Source organism: Paenibacillus diazotrophicus, from assembly GCF_042610465.1.
On sequence record NZ_JBGJZN010000008.1, the window covers coordinates 46,240 to 60,585 of the forward strand.

The 14,346-nt window shown below is 49.0% G+C and carries 15 protein-coding genes; 10 read left to right on the forward strand and 5 right to left on the reverse strand.

What is annotated here, in order from left to right; all coding sequences use genetic code 11:
* Window positions 1–6 precede the first annotated feature (6 nt).
* Both ACAN54_RS24695 and ACAN54_RS24700 read left to right on the forward strand, forming a co-directional pair.
* Window positions 7–732, forward strand: coding sequence for a hypothetical protein (locus ACAN54_RS24695; protein ID WP_379161712.1), 726 nt, complete (start codon window positions 7–9; stop codon window positions 730–732).
* Window positions 733–921: 189 nt separating this feature from the next.
* Window positions 922–2,049, forward strand: a complete 1,128-nt coding sequence (locus ACAN54_RS24700; protein WP_379161715.1) for a DNA alkylation repair protein — start codon at window positions 922–924, stop codon at window positions 2,047–2,049.
* A gap of 91 nt (window positions 2,050–2,140) precedes the next feature.
* Here ACAN54_RS24700 and ACAN54_RS24705 read toward each other — a convergent pair whose 3' ends face one another.
* From ACAN54_RS24705 to ACAN54_RS24715, 3 genes are all read right to left on the reverse strand, one after another.
* On the reverse strand, window positions 2,141–3,043 hold the full coding sequence (locus tag ACAN54_RS24705; protein WP_379161717.1) for a manganese catalase family protein: 903 nt from the start codon (window positions 3,041–3,043) through the stop codon (window positions 2,141–2,143).
* Between the two features lie 67 nt (window positions 3,044–3,110).
* Window positions 3,111–4,490, reverse strand: coding sequence for a metallophosphoesterase (locus ACAN54_RS24710; protein WP_379161720.1), 1,380 nt, complete (start codon window positions 4,488–4,490; stop codon window positions 3,111–3,113).
* A gap of 86 nt (window positions 4,491–4,576) precedes the next feature.
* Window positions 4,577–5,140, reverse strand: a complete 564-nt coding sequence (locus ACAN54_RS24715) for a hypothetical protein (protein WP_379161723.1) — start codon at window positions 5,138–5,140, stop codon at window positions 4,577–4,579.
* Between the two features lie 89 nt (window positions 5,141–5,229).
* Between ACAN54_RS24715 and ACAN54_RS24720 the strand changes: the two genes are divergently transcribed.
* From ACAN54_RS24720 to ACAN54_RS24735, 4 genes are all read left to right on the forward strand, one after another.
* A complete protein-coding gene (locus tag ACAN54_RS24720) occupies window positions 5,230–5,805 on the forward strand; it encodes a TetR/AcrR family transcriptional regulator (RefSeq protein WP_379161726.1) in 576 nt (191 codons plus the stop codon).
* A 148-nt stretch (window positions 5,806–5,953) separates the two neighbouring features.
* A complete protein-coding gene (rnhA, locus tag ACAN54_RS24725; protein ID WP_379161729.1) occupies window positions 5,954–6,619 on the forward strand; it encodes a ribonuclease H in 666 nt (221 codons plus the stop codon).
* A 76-nt stretch (window positions 6,620–6,695) separates the two neighbouring features.
* Window positions 6,696–7,364 carry a uracil-DNA glycosylase gene (ung, locus tag ACAN54_RS24730; RefSeq protein WP_379161732.1) on the forward strand — a complete coding sequence of 223 codons (669 nt, stop codon included), beginning with the start codon at window positions 6,696–6,698 and terminating at the stop codon, window positions 7,362–7,364.
* Between the two features lie 31 nt (window positions 7,365–7,395).
* Complete coding sequence (locus ACAN54_RS24735) at window positions 7,396–7,800, forward strand: hypothetical protein (protein ID WP_379161735.1); 405 nt, start codon at window positions 7,396–7,398, stop codon at window positions 7,798–7,800.
* A 393-nt stretch (window positions 7,801–8,193) separates the two neighbouring features.
* Here ACAN54_RS24735 and ACAN54_RS24740 read toward each other — a convergent pair whose 3' ends face one another.
* Window positions 8,194–9,294 carry an AI-2E family transporter gene (locus tag ACAN54_RS24740; RefSeq protein WP_379161738.1) on the reverse strand — a complete coding sequence of 367 codons (1,101 nt, stop codon included), beginning with the start codon at window positions 9,292–9,294 and terminating at the stop codon, window positions 8,194–8,196.
* 162 nt (window positions 9,295–9,456) lie between these two features.
* Between ACAN54_RS24740 and ACAN54_RS24745 the strand changes: the two genes are divergently transcribed.
* Window positions 9,457–9,930 (forward strand): general stress protein, encoded by a 474-nt coding sequence (locus ACAN54_RS24745; RefSeq protein ID WP_379161742.1) that lies wholly within the window; start codon window positions 9,457–9,459, stop codon window positions 9,928–9,930.
* Window positions 9,931–9,956: 26 nt separating this feature from the next.
* Here ACAN54_RS24745 and ACAN54_RS24750 read toward each other — a convergent pair whose 3' ends face one another.
* A complete protein-coding gene (locus ACAN54_RS24750; RefSeq protein WP_379161745.1) occupies window positions 9,957–10,250 on the reverse strand; it encodes a hypothetical protein in 294 nt (97 codons plus the stop codon).
* Between the two features lie 389 nt (window positions 10,251–10,639).
* On the opposite strand from ACAN54_RS24750, the gene ACAN54_RS24755 reads away from it, so the two are divergent.
* From ACAN54_RS24755 to ACAN54_RS24765, 3 genes are read left to right on the forward strand one after another with little or no spacing between them, the layout of a single operon-like run.
* Window positions 10,640–11,401: a DeoR/GlpR family DNA-binding transcription regulator gene (locus tag ACAN54_RS24755; protein WP_379161749.1), complete on the forward strand. Its 762-nt coding sequence runs from the start codon at window positions 10,640–10,642 to the stop codon at window positions 11,399–11,401.
* A 32-nt stretch (window positions 11,402–11,433) separates the two neighbouring features.
* Window positions 11,434–12,345 carry a 1-phosphofructokinase gene (gene pfkB, locus ACAN54_RS24760; RefSeq protein ID WP_379161753.1) on the forward strand — a complete coding sequence of 304 codons (912 nt, stop codon included), beginning with the start codon at window positions 11,434–11,436 and terminating at the stop codon, window positions 12,343–12,345.
* Between the two features lie 38 nt (window positions 12,346–12,383).
* The gene (locus tag ACAN54_RS24765; protein ID WP_379161756.1) at window positions 12,384–14,315 is read left to right on the forward strand and encodes a PTS fructose transporter subunit IIABC; all 1,932 of its coding nucleotides are present in this window, start codon (window positions 12,384–12,386) and stop codon (window positions 14,313–14,315) included.
* Window positions 14,316–14,346: the final 31 nt, after the last annotated feature.

Below are 14,346 nucleotides of genomic sequence, written 5' to 3' on the forward strand. Positions count from 1 at the left end.
AATCTTGTGGTTGTAGCAACTATCTTGATTGTCCTTGTTCTTGCTGTTGTCTCTTTACGCTCGGTAAGGCGGGATATCCTTTCATCTGGAGTAGTACAGCAGCAGGCAGAGCAGGAGATCAACAGGCTGATAAACATTCCTGAGCATATGGATTTTGATGCAAGACCTGATCATCCAGTGAGCTTCGGCTATAAATGCCAGTGGTATGCGGTTAAAACAACGGATACGGAGGCGGTGGCCCAATCGTTCGGACTAGAAGATCTGCAAACGGCGAATTGGCAGACGGGGATTGCGGGCGCCTATACTGGTTATTATTTTTTCTCACCTCCGGTCAAAGGTTGGACCCTGGTGGTTAATTCTCACATGGCAGATTTGGGTGTGCCTGGTGAGGATAATCCTAAAGAAGTGGTTAAACGGCTAAGCGCCCAATTTGGTGAGGCCTATTACTTTGGAACACATCGTGTTGTCGAATATCATGCTTGGATTAAGGGTATGCAGGGAAAGATAATCCGGGCTTACGGGTATGTCGGGGAATCCGGTGACACGCTTATGGATGAGGGCGAAATTACGGAAGAAGAGACAGCTAATAATCTAGTATTTTCCGGAAGCGGGCGAGTGCCTAATGAAGAGGATGTAATCGAGATGGCTTCGTTGTGGACGGTGTCTCCTTTTCTGGAGGAAGAGGACAATGAGACAGGAAACGGGCTGGCTGGGACTGCAAAAGCACATTAATAGTGAATGAAAGAGCTGAAAGATGAGATAATCACACCAGGTAGACTGAGCCAGAAACAGCACGGGGTCGAAGCATTATATAAGTCTGCAAAGCGAATATGACATAAAGCTGTCCGGTTAGTTGTGTTACGATTTCCTAGCTATATTGAAAAGGAAAATGCGGTAGAGAACCGGCAGGAGGAGACAACAATGGCAGAACCTTTAAAAGCAATGTACAATGAGGGATTTCTGCGAAACTTCGGCTCGAAGGTGCAGAATGTATACAGCGATTTTGACCTTGAGGGTTTTGTCACAACAGCAATGCGGGACCCTTGGGAGACGCTGGAGCTTAAAGGCCGGATGCGGCGGATCACGGAGACGATGGGTACATTTTTGCCCCTCCGGTATGAAGAAGCCCTCGAAATTCTGTTTGCGATAGATAAAGAATGTGTGGGTTTCCCTTATCTGATCTTTCCCGATTTCGTCGAGGTGTATGGAGGCAGTGATGAACACTTTGAGCTATCCATGACAGCGCTGGAGCGCTTTACGCCCAAATCTTCAGCGGAATTCGCCGTTCGTCCATTTCTTCTGCGTGACCCGAAGCGAGTGATGGTGCAGATGCTGCAATGGACGAGGCATCCTAATGAGCATGTACGGCGGCTGTCCAGCGAGGGCAGCCGGCCCCGTCTTCCCTGGGGTCAGGCGTTGCCCATGTTCAAGCGTGACCCGTCACCGGTATTGCCGGTGCTCGAGCAATTGAAGGATGACCCATCATTGTATGTGCGCAAGAGCGTTGCGAACCATTTGAATGACATTGCCAAGGACCATCCCGCGGTCGTGATTGATATCGCACGGCGCTGGAAAGGAGTGAGTGCGCACACGGACTGGATCGTGCGCCACGGCTGCCGTACACTGATCCGCCAAGCGGACCCTGAGATTATGGCCCTCTTTGGATATGCAAGCCAGGAGAACGAGACTCCTCTTGCCGTCAGCGCCTTCCTGTCAGTTGAACCAGCGGAACTGCACATAGGCGACAGCTGTGAGCTGGCGTATGCCCTTGACATCCGTGAGGGAGAAGCGGCCCATATACGAGTAGAATACGGTATTGATTTCGTGAAGGCCGGGGGCAAGACCTCGCGTAAGCTGTTCCTGCTCTCCGACAAAACGGTTCCTGGCGGCACCAGGCTGACTGGCAAAAGGACCCACCGTTGGGCAGATCTGACCACCCGCCGCCACTATGCGGGAGAGCACACTCTAACGCTGTTGGTGAACGGTCGTGAAGCCGCATCTACAGTGCTTTTATTGAAACCGCAAGATCATGGAGATCTACCGAAATGAGTAGGGGGATATGGTTAATCGTGTACACAGAAAAAAAGCGGAGCCCTTAGTAGCAGGGTTCCGCTTTTTCTGGTTTAATCAGTAATGTAAGTTATTCCTTAATATTGCCAGCCATCTTGAGCCGTTTGGCGATTTCCTTGAATTCCTCAGCAGAGATACCCGGTGCGAACTCTTCCTTGGATTCAGGTGCTTCAGGGATAGGTACGCCTTTCGGCACACCCTGAATGACCTCCAGCGGAAGTCCGTCCTCCGGATGGGTGCCTTTCCAGATCTGATCAATGGAGCTGAAGTCCTTGTCGCTCCATGTATACAGCTTGGTGTGCACCCCTTTTTCTTCATATTTGGCCGCCTCACTGAAAGACTTATTGCTGAGGGAGGGGATAGGTACGAGCTTGGTGACATTGACGCCGGTTGCAATCTCCAGAGCTTTGGCATAAGCCACCACATGGACACCGCCGCGAACAAGCAGGAAACCAACGACGGCGCGTGCAGCCGGATGATCGGTCATTTCATAGACCTTCATTTTATGCGTTCTTGCTCCGCACTCCAGGAAGAAGTTGTGCAGCAGGTCTTCCACCAGGTTGCCGCTGTTGAACACATTGGCTCCGGTCCACGGATTGCCCATAGAGTCAAAAGGCATCGCTCCTTGGGCTCCGGCTAGAAAGTGGTAGGACAAACGGGCATCCTTAACAGCATCCAGTGGAGTAGAGTCAGGCTCCTTATAGGAAGTAGAGCCTCTGAGGCATTTATTCACAGCATGTGATACCAGCTCGACATGACCCAGCTCTTCGGCAGTAATACTCATAACCAAGTCGTAGAAAGGCTTCAGTTTGTCTTTGGATCGGAAGTTAAAAGATTGATAAAGATAATTGTTAAGTGTAGACATCTCGCCGAACTTTCCTCCAAGCAGTTCTTGAACGGCGGCAGCGGCATTAGGGTCTGGCTTCTCGACTTCGGGAATCTCGATCATGATCTCATCCATGCGTTTGAACATTGAATAGTCATCCTCCTTAGCGCTACAGCAGAATTTGTAAATCCTACCAGCCTTATCTTAAACGTAATCATCTATTCTTAAACATGGTCTGGTACCGATATGGAAGCTTGATATGCAGCTGCTGATTGTCTTTGGGGGCCAGATTGGCCATTCCAAGCACATAACTTTTGAGACTGCCTGCGGGTGCGTTCTGCCACAGCTTGAAGCCGTCAGAAGTGACCACACCTGGAATGTCAGTCTTAGCTGTACCGGCAAAATGTATTTCATGGAGCCGTCCCACCAGATCCGCCATAACCTGAAGCTCCTCTTCTGAATACTTGTCATAAGCGTCATCCTCCGAGAGCTGAGCATAGATCCGGGTAGAGGAACGCTTGATGAAATTCTGCTTACTGTAGGTGCTAAAGTGCAGCAGATTATTATCCTTGCTGCCTGAAGACGCTGCCCACAGCTCCATATTCAGCTTGAAGGTGCTGTAGTCAAATGTATGATTCACAGAAGAATATTGCAGCATGCCATACTGGTGAGGATACACGGATAAGGCGCTATCTGCGATATCATAAATGCGGGTGCCGCCTCCGCTATTCTCGCTGATGTCCTGTATATGGATATGGCCGCTGAGTGCAATAGCAATACCGTTCTTTTTCAACGCTTCGATCACAGATATATTGTCATTCACAGTGAATCCCTCCTGAATATATTCACTGTGATCCAGCAGGCTGTGGTGCATGACCGCTACAATCTGTGCCCTGCTACCTTCCGCCAACCTCCCGCATTTACCTATCCACTGCAATGTGGTGGAGGATACTTTTCCATCGAGCTGGGGGTGCCCAAGCTCTTTGTTATTGGCATACCGGCTGGTGTCAAGCATAAGCAGCCAGAGATCATCAGAGGGGGCTGCCAGGTAACTCAGGGAGTCTTTATCTTCCAGCAAGGCTTCACCGTATCCGAAGGAGTGGTAGAGGCTGCGGAATTCCTTCGGATTGACATCATCCACATGGATTTGACGGTTGCCCTTGAATTTGCGTGCCCAAGGATTTCGAATGTCATGATTTCCGGGAATAACATATACCTGTATTCCGGTGTTCTGTTCTATGGTATTCAGATGTTTTGCCAAATCCAGATGACTCCGCTTCTCCCCGTTATTGGTAAGATCTCCGCTAATAACAAGCACATCCGGCTTCCTCATTGCAATATCATTGCCAAGTGCACTAATTAGTTCTTCGCTATAGCCTAACTGCTTGCCGTCTCCGGCGGCGAGGAATTGATTGAAGGCCGGGCCATAGTCGGTCAGGCTCTTGGACAGGTAGTGTGTATCTGTGGTCGTCATAATCGTCAGATTCTGACCCGATTGAATCCGGTACTGTGGCAGCTTAGTCTCCAGTCCACTGCATGAAGCCAGAACGAGAAGAACAGGAACAAGCACCAACCCTCGGAATGAAATGTGCATGATAGCCTCTTTTCTCCATAAGCAGTAAAGAGGTGCTTCTCCGGGCATCAAGCCTTTAGAGAAACACCTTAGAAGGAACCCTATTATTATTTTTGTACTTCGGTTACACCCGTTACTTTTCCCTGGTCCGATGCACTGTAGGTGGCCTGGTATTTTTCATCGGAGAAATAGACATTGCCTTCGATTGTTGCATTCACGACACTGAAGCCGTTAGCTTCTACATATACGTCTCCCACAAAGGTGCCGCCCTGAATGCGGGCATTCTCGCTTTTAATGGTGATTTTGGGAGCTGTCAGGGTAAAAGAGTTGGTGATGTTATGATCCGCATCCTGTGTGTACAGTGCGATCTTGCGTGCAGGTTTATCTTTGTTGATGAATTGGCCGTCGACGACGAGAGCCTCTGTGAAGGTGAGATCCTTAAGAGTTGCGGCAATCCAGGTGCCGTCCTTGCTGATCGCTTTTTTGAAATCTTCTCCGTTGTCTACGACGGAAGCTGAAGTCACAGCATCTGGAGCGGCAGTGGCGGTGCTGGCGGTTCCGTTGTTAGCTGGCGTATTAGTGCCAGCCTTATTATTGTTGTCTGATGAATTTCCGCATCCGACAAGCAAGGTCAGAACGAATACCGCCGCTAAGGCTGCTAGCTTTTTCATGTGAATATCCTCCTTGGGTATTGAGTTAGGGTATAATATTTACCGAACGTTCTATAAATGGTAGAATTGGCGCAGAAAGGAGCCTGATGATGGCCAGAAGCAAAGAGTTTGATGTAGATAACGTGCTGGGCAAGGCGATGAACGTATTTTGGCAACAGGGATATGAGAAGACCTCCATGCAGGATTTGGTTACCGGTATGGGTATTCATAAGCGGAGCATGTACGACACTTTTGGAGATAAGCACACTTTATATATAAAAGCGATGGAACGGTTTGCAGATATGACCACCAGCAAGATGGAGGGGCGCGTTGAAGGGGTGGACTCCGCCAAGGAAGCCATCCGGTTATTGTTTGAAGCAATTATCCATAAGCAGGAGTCAGAGCCTGCAGGCTGCCTGCTGGTGAATACAGCGGTTGAACTGGCCAATCATGATCCTGCGGCAACCTCCAAAGTGAATGAGGCTTTTCTGCACACGGAACAGCTTTTTGAACGTTTGGTAGTGAAAGGGCAGACAAACGGTGAAATCTCCGGACGTCATCAAGCGGCAGATCTGGCTGTATTCCTGCATAACGCACTGGTGGGTCTCCGGGTAATGGTCAAAACCACAACGGATAAGAGAAAGCTGCAGAGCATTGTTGACACCACGCTTGCGCTACTGGATTAATTACCATGGGGATATTATGAACCCATAGCCGGTATATTATCCACAGATGTACCGGAGGTAGCCGTTTTATTTTTTAACTTCAAACTCGCCGCAGTTTGGATTACAATATTATTTTGAATTGTAAAGCGGCAGAAAGGGGCCAGGTTCAATGGCTAAGCAGAAATATTATGTGGTATGGGAAGGCAAGCAGCCGGGAGTGTACGGGACATGGGCAGAATGCCAGGCACAAACGGATCATTATACGGGAGCAAAGTATAAATCCTACGAATCCAGAGCTGAGGCGGACGCCGCCTACAAGGCAGGCTGGAAAGGGAATTGGGGAACCGGGGCTTCAGCTTCGGCTGCAGGGAAGAGCAAATCCGCAAATGCATTTAAGCGCAGCATCACTGCTGCTGAGACTTCGGCGGAGATTGATTATGACAGTATTTCCGTGGATGTGGGAACCCGGGGCAACCCCGGACCTGTAGAATATAAAGGGGTGGACACACAGACCGGTGAACTCATTTTTTCCTGCGGACCGATCAAGAAAGGCACCAATAATCTAGGTGAGTTTCTGGCGATCGTCCACGCGCTGGCTCTGCTGAAGAAGGAAGGGAGCAGCCGCACGATTTACAGTGATTCCATGAATGCGATGAAGTGGGTCAAGCAAAAGAAGGTCGCCACCACGCTGCCGCGCGATGCTTCTACAGAGGAAATTTGGACTCTGATTGACCGCGCGGAACGCTGGCTGCAGACGAATACATACAAGAACAAGGTGCTCAAGTGGCAGACCAAGGAGTGGGGCGAGATCAAGGCGGATTACAGGCGCAAATAAACTGCCGGAATCCAGCTATATTTTGGGTAATATCAGGTAATGAATGAAATACACGTATGGGAGCGGGTGGAACATCATGTTTGGCAACGATTGGGATGAGATCCTGCAGGACGAGATACAGAAGCCTTATTTTCAGGAGCTGCGCCACACACTGGCACAAGAATACAAAGTGGAGACAGTATATCCGCCTCAGGATGAATTGTTCTCGGCGCTAAAGCTGACGCCTTACAGTAGGACAAGGGTTGTAATTCTGGGGCAGGACCCCTATCACGGAGCGGGACAAGCACATGGACTAAGTTTCTCGGTCAAACCAGGGGTCAGGATACCGCCTTCCTTGCGTAATATTTACACTGAACTGCACAATGATATGGGTGTGCCCGTTCCGAACCACGGCTCGCTCTTGCACTGGGCGGAAGCCGGTGTTCTGATGCTGAACGCTGTACTTACGGTTCGGGAAGGAGAGCCTAATTCTCATAAAGGGCTCGGCTGGGAGACCTTTACCGATGCCATTATGAAGAAGCTGAACGAACGGAAGGAACCGATGGTCTTTATCCTCTGGGGCAGTTATGCCCAGCAAAAAGGAACCCACATCGATCCCGGCCGCCACCTTGTGATTAAGTCCCCGCATCCGAGTCCCTTCTCAGCACATCGGGGTTTTCTGGGCAGCCATCCCTTTTCGCAGGCGAACCAGTATCTGGAGTCGAAAGGCTTACAGGGAATTGATTGGTCCATACCGAATATATAGATAACTTGGATACAGCGAAGGGGGTGGAGCCATGAAGCATTGGGTAGGCAGACCGGTTATTATGTATTGTGGTGAAGAACCCCATACGATCATGAAGGGTGTTTTACGTAGATGGGACCCGGCAGCTTCCGTGGCCGTCATTGGCCATCAGGAAATTGCGGTGCCTTTTCGCGACATTGTGTACATCAAGGCTCTGGCCCCCAAAGAGAGAGCCTTGGCCCCAACGCTGCATGTAGTAGGCTATGTTATGAGAGAACGCCAGCAATTCGACAATGCAGTCTACTTCAAATCAGCGGTTACCGTCTGGAAGGGCGATCAGCTGATTGCTTACAATACAACAATTGTTTCCCATACCAAGGGCTCGGTCACGCTTGCGGATGGGCAGAATCTGCCAAAAGGCAGCTATGTTTTTGTTGTGCGTTCACTCCGGGGGTGAAGGGTTACGGCAGTTTTCTTCATTCTTAAAACCACAAAAAGTGAGCAAAGCAGCGATTCTCCTGTATTGGAGGAACGCTGCTTTGTGTTTTGGTCCCCAGTGGCTTGTGTAGCATGTAGCTGTTCTTCAAAAAAATAAAGGGTTAGATCAAATATAAGATCATTTCGGAGGGCAAGTGATTTATCGCATTATGGAAATGATTGATGGTTATGGTCAGTTGAACTTTGAAGTGGATTTGATTGATCAAGAGACTAAGCAGTCTTTACGAGATGGAATACAATTACACGATAAGTTTATGGATCATTTATACAAACTCCAATAAGGGACGTCCCAGCCATTTCATGGCTTATGAGACGTCCCTTTTTTAATGATGTGATCCCATTGTTGCTTAGGTCACAGCTGCTCTTCTTTGGTGATGACAACATCTTCGACCCGTTCAGCGATGATAATCTCGTAGATCCGCAGGAAAATGATTTTGAGGATCATATATACAGGTAGTGCGATCAACACACCAATAATGCCATAAAAATCGCCCCCGACCAGAACCAGAATTACAGTGGTCAAGGGATGCACATCCAGTGATTTACCGTAAATAATGGGAGACAGCACATTATCCTGGATCTGTTGGGCTACTACAATAATCACCAGCGACCAGATGGCCATCGTCGGAGATTCGATGAAGCCTACAATCACAACCGGAACCGCAGCCAGCAGAGAGCCGACATACGGAATGAAGTTAAGCGGGATGGAGATGATGGCAAGCAGCAGGGAGTAAGGAAGCCCAATAATAAGGAATCCTATGTAGAGCAAAGCTCCCAGGATCACGTTCAGCAGCACTCGTGTAACGATGAATCCGCTCAGTGCACTGTCAATATCCATCAGCATATCCTGTCCTTCCTTACGGAACTTTCTGGGTGACAGACTAAGCAGAATCGGCGAGAGTTTGTGGCCATCCTTCAGCATGTAATAGAGAATAATCGGCAAAGTAGCAATCACGACAACGATGCTAGACACGACACCAATCAGATTGGTCATCGAATTGCTAACCCAGGTAATGGCATCGTTTAAATATTCCGAGAGCCTTGCTGACACATCAGCATCCCCCTTGAAGAAACGGGAGAAAGTGGGGTCGTTCTGCAGCTTGGTGAACTGATCCTGCAGGCCCTGCACCAGATAAGGTGTATTGTCGATGAAATTCTGGATCTGCTCCCGCAGAGTTGGCCAGACCAGCGCCAAGAAAAGAACAAACAGACCAGCGAAAGCGACATAGATGAGCAGTATGGAGAGCATGCGGTTCAGCTTCTTGCTCTCCAGGAAATTGACTAACGGACGCAGCAGATAATACATGAAGCCGGACAGCATCATCGGCACAAGTAGAAGGTTGAAGATCGCTATCAGCGGTGAGATGAGAAAAAAGACTTTAGAGCCCAGATACAGTATTGTCAAGAATGCAATAATAGCCAGGCATGTTCTGAAATATTTGCTTTGTAGCAAGGAAGCACCCCCCTAATTCTCTCGATTATAGCATTTATGTATCGATTCTATCTTTATAACCGAATTAAGAGGGATTGATTCAGGTAGCGGCAGGTGTAAATCTGAGCCGGGGTTTAGGGACCGAATGCAGCGGTTAATATCGCATTAACAGGAGGGATGATAGTGACGAAACTGGTTCTGGGGATTTTTGAACATCAAAGTGATGCCATCCTGGCTATTGAGGACGTGTGTGCACATGGAATCAAGTCGAAACAGGTCTCGGCTGTAACGAAACAGAAGAATACGCTGGAGATCATCAGCCACGATACTGGGATTGGCCGGACAGAAGCCGGCGAGGGGAATGGAGGGTTATTCGGAACGGCTGTAGAGCTCGGTGTAGGTCTTGATCTAGTGAATGATAGTGCTGTAGCAGCAGGGCCTGCAGCCCGTAAATTGGCGGGGGCGGATCTGGATGGGGATGGTCTTGACATCAGTCTCATCAGTATCGGAATTCCAATGGAAGATGCGAGACTCTATGCAAAGCATGCTGATAAGGAACATGTTATTGTTATCGTGGCTCTGGAGGAAGAACAGAGTCAGCAGGAGGTGAGCTCCTTGTTTGAGCAGCATCACTCCATTCCTCTAAATACTCTATAGGAAAACATGGGCAATTATATAATAGTTCAACGCGGTGAACGGTTTTTTCGTTTCGCCGCTTTTTTTTTCCTGGATTGCACGAACAGAATGGGATTGATAGCGGCCTGGCCGCCTGTTTCTTTGGCTGCCTGTTTGGCTTTTACAAGAGATAAAAAGGCGAAAACATCCCCTAATGCCGTTAGTCCCGCTGCAATAATGGCATAGTCTTCCGCATCCAATTCTTCAGCTTCGATAGGGGTATCCTTGTTGCCCGGGGCAGTATTTCCGCTATTACCGCCATTCGCGTTGTCCCCGTATCCAAAGTAAATGTTATTAGCCATCTCCTGTTCACCTGCTTTTTTCCATGTGTAATATAAAATATGTAAAAATGTGCCGAGTTGAAATAGGCAATCAGGTCGATATTTAGAAGGCCTATTTGACAAAAGGATTGCTTGCTCTAAATGAGCAAAATCGAGCACCTGTTATTTTTAGCTTTCATTCCATTTTTCCTCTTTGAAAAACGTATATCTACGCTATTCAAAGGAAAAAATAAAGGGAAGAAAAAAGCTTTACTATGAATGAAAACGCTGTTATACTCATAAATGAGCAGAAACAATCACAAACAGTCAACAATGAAATGCGATTTGCTCATTTTGGCCCAGTGCTAATACGTATAAAAAACACATTGTTTCATCATTAATTTGCCGCAGTTCACAAGGAGTGAGCGCCCATGTATGAAGAGGAACGCAAAAGAATAATTCTTCAGTTTGTGGAAAGGAATACCCGGGCTTCAGTCCAGGAGCTTAGCCAAGAACTGGAAGTATCAGAATCCACGGTACGCCGGGATTTGAAAGAGCTTGAAGAATCCCGGCTGCTGAAACGCACGCATGGGGGAGCCGTTTCGCTGCAAAGTGTCAATTTTGAAGCTGCCGTTCCTTACAAGGCAGACCGGTTTCTTGATGAGAAGCAACGAATCGCACAAAAGGCTGTAGAAATGATTCAAGATGGAGATGCTATCCTGCTGGACGGCGGAACAACAACACTGCAAATTGCTAAAGCACTGAGAGCGTTCACGAACCTTAAGGTCATCACCAATTCCATGATCGCCCTGAATGAGTTGAAGGATTGCCACAATATCGAAGTTTCGATTACAGGAGGACTGCTTCGGCAGGATACCTTGGCATTTGTAGGGCCGATGACCGAACGTTCACTGGAAATGGTGCGTGTAGATAAAGCGTTTCTGGGTACGAACGGATTGGATTTACGTGAAGGCATCACCACTCCGAACATGCTGGAAGCTGCAACCAAGCGCAAAATGATCTCTGTGGCCAAACAAGTCATTCTACTGGCTGACCACAGCAAAATAGGGCAGGTTTCCTTCTGTAAGGTAGCTGACCTGCGGGAGATGGATCACTGCATTCTGGATAGAGAGACCCCTGAAGGCTTCATTCGCGGGCTGAAAGGCTTGGACCTTGACTACACCTTGGTGTAAGGACAAGAAAACCATAATAAAGAGGGATAAACATGATCTATACTGTGACGCTTAATCCTTCCATTGACTATATCGTGGAAGTTAAAGACTTGAAGCTTGGCAGTCTGAACCGGATGACACGCGACCTCAAGCTCCCGGGAGGAAAAGGCATCAATGTTTCCCGTGTGCTGAACACACTGGAGGTACCTAACACGGCGACCGGTTTTCTGGGGGGATTTACGGGGAGATACATCGAGCAGTGGCTGGGTGAAGAGGACATCTCAAGTGATTTTGTAACGGTAAATGATGATACCCGGATTAATATCAAGCTCAAAGCCGGGGAAGAGACAGAGATTAACGGAACCGGACCTGCGATCCGGGATAATGAGGCGGAGGCGCTGCTGGTTAAGCTGGAGGCGCTACAAGCAGGTGACATTCTGGTTTTATCGGGCAGTGTGCCACCATCACTGGGAGGAGCCTTTTACAGCAGACTGATTGCAATATGCAAGCGTAAAAAGGCTGAGTTTGTCATCGATACGACAGGTCAGGCACTAAAAGATGCGCTTGCGCTGGAACCGCTTCTTGTGAAGCCTAACCATCATGAACTGGCCGAATTGTTCGGAGTCCGAATTCACACTAGAGAAGAGATTATCACTTATGGCCGCAGATTGATGGAATCGGGAGCACGTTATGTTCTGGTCTCCATGGCGGGTGAAGGGGCACTTTTTATCTCGGACCAAGGCGTATTCTTTGCCAATGCACCTAAGGGCAAGGTGAAGAACTCCGTAGGGGCAGGAGATTCGATGATTGCCGGATTTGTGGGAACTTTATATATGACGGGAGATATACTGGAGGCTTTTCGTACTGGCGTGGCCTGTGGCAGTGCGACGGCATTCTCTGATGATCTGGCAGAGAGAGCACTCATTGAGGAGCTTCGCACACAGATTGTAATTGAACAGGTATAAACCAAGCAGCACACATGTGATTAAGGGAGTGGATTGTAATGAAAATTTCGGATCTGATGATAAAAGACACGATGATCATGAACCTTCAGGCGGTATCCAAGGAAGCGGCTATTGATGAATTGATCGCCAGCCTTGCAGCCAGCGGACGGATTAATGATCCCGTATTATTTAAGGAAAAGATACTGGCTCGTGAAGCACAGTCCAGCACGGGAATTGGCGGGGGAATCGCCATGCCTCATGCCAAGACCAAAGCAGTCAATGAAGCTACTGTTGTGTTCGCAAAAAGCACTGCGGGTGTAGACTTTGCCTCTTTGGACGAAGAGCCTGCGAAGCTGTTCTTCATGATTGCTGCTCCAGAGGGAGCTGGGAATATGCACCTGCGTACACTGGCTGCACTGTCCAGGCTGCTCATTGAAAGCGAATTCATTGATGCGCTGATGAATGCACGGACGCCTGACGAAGTAGTTGCCCTATTCGATGCCAAGCAAGCCGAAGCCGAAGCTGAGGCGCAGGCAAATGAAGTAGCTGATACTGGCGGTAGCCCAAAAAAGGCTACAGAAAGTTTAATTGTAGGCAACCCGAATTCGCAAAGCTTTGTAGTTGCGGTTACCGCTTGTCCTACAGGGATTGCGCATACCTATATGGCGGAAGATGCCCTGAAGAAAAAAGCCAAAGAAATGGGCGTAAATATCCGGGTGGAGACGAATGGTTCCGAAGGGGCCCAGAATGTGCTGACTCCGGACGAGATCGCCCGGGCCAGCGGTGTAATTATTGCCGCCGACAAAAATGTAGAAATGGCGCGCTTCGCCGGGAAGCCAGTGCTCCAACGGCCGGTGAGTGACGGTATTCGCAAGCCCGAAGAACTGATCACCAAAGCTTTAAAGGGAGAAGCTCCAATCTATCGAAGCGAGGGACGGAGCGGAGATGAGGCTCCGGCCATGAAATCCGGCAGCATCGGAAGCAGAATCTATAAGGATCTGATGAACGGCATCTCACATATGCTGCCATTCGTAGTCGGCGGCGGTATTCTGCTCGCGATCTCGTTCCTGTTCGAGCAGGTGGCAAGTGTGGATAATCCGATTGTCAAACTGCTGCAGACCATTGGCGGCGGGGACGGAGCCTTCCATTTCCTGATTCCAATTCTAGCCGGCTTCATCGCACTCAGCATTGGTGACCGTCCTGCCTTGATGCCGGGTATGGTCGGCGGATATATGGCCCTCAATTCTAACGCCGGTTTCCTTGGCGGTCTGGCTGCCGGTTTCCTGGCCGGTTATGTGGTTATTATTCTCCGCAAAGCTTTTGCCGGGCTGCCCAAGACGCTTGATGGATTGAAGCCGATTCTGCTCTACCCGGTGTTCAGTCTGCTGATTACCGGCGGAATAATGTTCTATCTGTTCGATCCGGTATTCAGCTGGCTAAATGAAGGTCTGATCAGCGGACTTAACAACCTGGGAACAGGGAATGCAGTTCTGCTGGGTCTGGTACTCGGGGGCATGATGGCCATTGACATGGGTGGACCGTTCAACAAAGCTGCTTACACATTTGCCATTGGAGTATTTACCTCCAGCGGCAACACCAACGGATTGATGATGGCGGCAGTTATGGCCGGAGGGATGGTACCTCCACTGGCTATCGCCCTTGCCACTACTTTCTTCAAAAATAAATTTACCGAAACAGAACGTAAATCCGGTCTCACGAACTATGTGCTGGGTCTGTCATTCATTACGGAAGGCGCCATTCCCTTTGCTGCAGCCGATCCGATGCGTGTACTGACCTCCTGTATCGCAGGTTCAGCCGTTGCCGGGGGTCTGACCCAGTTGTGGAATATCAACGTTCCTGCACCACATGGCGGTATTTTCGTAGCCGCACTGTCCAGCAACGCCTTGCTGTTTATCCTGGCCGTCCTGATCGGCTCTGTGATCTCAGGTTTGACGCTTGGCCTGTGGAAGAAGCCACTGAAGAACGGCTGAGCATAGCATAATTCATACGAGGCTGCCCGTA